This is a genomic window from Cryobacterium sp. MLB-32, assembly GCF_000738085.1.
GTDB lineage: Bacteria > Actinomycetota > Actinomycetes > Actinomycetales > Microbacteriaceae > Cryobacterium.
This window is the reverse complement of sequence record NZ_JPRS01000276.1, coordinates 1-3,083: the sequence shown is the minus strand read 5'-3', so window position 1 is coordinate 3,083 and position 3,083 is coordinate 1. Positions and strand designations below refer to the sequence as shown.

The 3,083-nt window shown below is 60.8% G+C and carries 3 protein-coding genes; 2 read left to right on the top strand and 1 reads right to left on the bottom strand.

Annotated features, from left to right (window positions below; translation table 11 throughout):
* Positions 1-352 (top strand): hypothetical protein (locus JF66_RS23795; protein WP_197059474.1); only part of this gene is annotated, 352 nt, incomplete at its 5' end.
* A gap of 243 nt (positions 353-595) precedes the next feature.
* Here JF66_RS23795 and JF66_RS17510 read toward each other — a convergent pair.
* Positions 596-844 carry a hypothetical protein gene (locus JF66_RS17510; RefSeq protein ID WP_134360431.1) on the bottom strand — a complete coding sequence of 83 codons (249 nt, stop codon included), beginning with the start codon at positions 842-844 and terminating at the stop codon, positions 596-598.
* 809 nt (positions 845-1,653) lie between these two features.
* Here JF66_RS17510 and JF66_RS17500 point away from each other — a divergent pair.
* Positions 1,654-2,832, top strand: coding sequence for an MFS transporter (locus JF66_RS17500; protein ID WP_051973715.1), 1,179 nt, complete (start codon positions 1,654-1,656; stop codon positions 2,830-2,832).
* Positions 2,833-3,083: the final 251 nt, after the last annotated feature.

Here is a 3,083-nt window from a genome sequence, read left to right as displayed (position 1 = left end):
AGCGTATTACGTCAACGACCGACAGTTTTGGTCGGACATGGCCTGGAGCTATGGTCTGGTGCTGATGATATTCGTCGGGCTGATGGCCGTGATCTGTCTCGGAATCGCCAGACAACGGGAGGTGGCGCTGCTGGTTCTCGGATCTCTTATTCCTTGGGTGCTCATCGCGTATTACGGAGCGTTCCGATTCGATGCGTGGAACACCTTGGGGGTCACGTGTCTGGTGATCGTTGCGGCGGGAATTGCACTTGCTGGACGCCTCGCGATCCGTCGCTCGACCCAAGGCACGCCCCCAGAAAACGCAAAGGGGAATTCACGGTCGGACGCCACCGCGTCGAATCCGACCAACTGACCCGTCAACGGATTGGGAAGCAAAGCTGACCGCGCGTGTTCCAGCGCGACCGCACCATCAGCGGCACGTCCAGCTGAAAACCTCGGCACGTGTCCGAGTCACGGTCGGCGGCGGCGGTCCGTCCCGCCGGGTGGTTGGATTCTTCGGGCTCCGCCACGAGGTTGGCATGGGGCGACCATGCAGTCTTGAGGATAAGTGGTGCCCCGGTACCGCATTCACGGACCGTCCCGTAGGGGGTTCGGCTTACGGGCGGTTGGTGCTCGGCATCGCCTCGACTGTTTCTGGTCCAACTTCACGGTCCTCGGCGGAGGGTGAGCCTGACGCGATAGAGGTGTTTCGCACGGTGATGACGGCGCAGAGAATGACGGCGATGCCGCCAATGATGGTCCGCCAGTTGAGCTCTTCGCGGAGGAGTAGCGCTGTCCAGAGGATGTGCAGGGTAGGTCGGGTGCGTTGCACCTGGCTGACCTGGGCCATAGCCCCGATGGCCACTCGCGGTACGAAAAGCGGCAGCCCGGGTGAAGATGCTCACCACTCCGAGGTAGGCGAACGCCGCCCAATGAGCCAATGCGTTATCGAGGGCTGGTCGATGACGGTAATTATTTAAGTGAGAATAACTCAGCTGAGACGAGTGATCACGACTGAGGACACGCCTGATTCAGGTCCTCCCAAGTATCACGTCCGACTTCTGACGGAGAAACGAAGCTGTACGCATACCAGCCATCCCCGGACGGGTACTCCTCGATGAAAACAGTCTTCGACGGCGCACCCGGGATCTCAACCCCTTCCGCTCGCAAGCAAGCAGCCCGGGCAACCTCGCCCTTGTACAACTGATCCCAATCAGCTTGAGAATACTCTTCAAACGAGCTCGGGCCGGTCACGGGAAACCGCTCTCCACATTCGACGGCCGACGCGTCATACTGATCTGCCTGATCCGTCGACGTCTCGCCACCGTACGAGTCATCTGACGGGTAGTACGTGACGTCCCACCCTTCCGCCTGCATACATCGAGCTATCTTGGCCGATCGAGTCTCGGTCCTATCGGTCCCCTCGTTCGCGGACGCGCCTGTGTCAGATTCTGGAGACACGCGGTCGGCCGTGCACCCGAGTAAACAAGCGGCGACCACCGTACCCAGGAGATCAGGTCGACCGCGCAACAAGAAAATGTTGGCCCCATTGCTGATCGCAACACCGCCCTTGGCGCTTAGGAGTTGGAGTTGGAGTTAGGGTTACGGTTAGGGTTGTCCAACGTGAGCCCCAATCCCGCACCAACCCCACCGCCGGTGTGGCGCGCTGCAGGAATGCCGGCGCTCCTTGTTTTCACGGCCGCTGGATTCGCCGGTTTCTCTGCCCTCCTACCCGTCGTACCCCTTTGGGCGGTAACCGGCGGTGCGAATGAGGCCGGTGCCGGTCTCGTCAATGGAGTGTTGCTGCTGGCAACGGTTGTGACGCAGCCGTTCGTTCCCCGACTTCTCAGTCGTCTAGGAACCGGTCGCGTGTTGGCCGCTGGCCTGGTGCTTCTGGGGGTTCCGTCGTTGCTGTTTCTTTTCTCTGACCATCTGAATTGGATTTTGCTCCTCTCAATAGTGCGTGGCATAGGGTTTGGTGTGCTCACCGTGGCCGGATCGACCGTGGTGGCCAATCTCGTACCGCGTGCCCAACACGGTGCAGCCATCGGGGCCTGCGGTGCGGCAATCGCGGTGCCGCAAGTAGTTCTTTTCCCCCTCGGGCCATGGATGTCCGAGTCAGTGGGATTCTGGGCAGTTTTTGCAATCGGCACCCTGCCGATTCTGGGCATCAGTTCTGCGCCACAACTGGCCCGTGTTCTGCGGGAACAGACAGCCGAACGCGCTCTTCAGCCGCCGACCGAACCCACGACAACGGTGAACAACACGGGGACTGGGGGGCGGCTTCTGCTGGGCAGCCTCCTTGGCCCCATGCTTCTCCTTGGTGGCGTCACACTGGCCGGCGGTGCGCTCATCACCTTCGCGCCACAGATGAGTTCAGCGCCAGCCGCGACGGCCGGCGGACTCGCGCTGCTCACCTTCAGCGCGGCAGTGACTCGGTGGGGCGTTGGCGGACTAGCTGATCATTATGGCGCCCAGCGCTTTTTGTGGCCGCTGGTGCTGATATCAGTCATCGGTCTTATTCTCACCGCCACCGCGGTCGAGAATCCTGACGCGACGAGCATCCTGCTCTTCCTTGCAGGGCTGATCTTAGTCGGCATCGCTTTTGGTGGACTCCAGAACCTGACCCTGCTGCTGTCCCTCGCCGCGGTGAAACGGGGGCAGTACGGCACCGCCAGCGCTGTGTGGAACATAGGATTCGATTTGGGCACGGCAGTGGGCTCAGTGCTGATCGGTACACTCGCTGCCGGGCTGTCATTTTCCACGGCACTGCTCGTCGCGGCCGGCATCTGCCTCGCTACGCTTCCGCTCGCGCTCCGTGGCAAACCGCGCTACCCGCGTGCAGACATATAGCGGGTTGCGGATATCTCTCTCGACACGAGGCTCTAGCCAGGTCTCGACCCATAACAGGAAGAAGAATGCCCCGGACTTCGGCGGAAGTTCTGGGCAATTTTAGTGAATGCTGTCTAGCGGAAAGGGGACTTGAACCCGCGACACCATGATGATCTTGAACTGCATCTTCCCCACTTATCGAGCCTTCATTCACCCGTCGATCCCAGGAAATAAACTTGATCAGCGATCACCATGTTCACCCAGGGCCGACT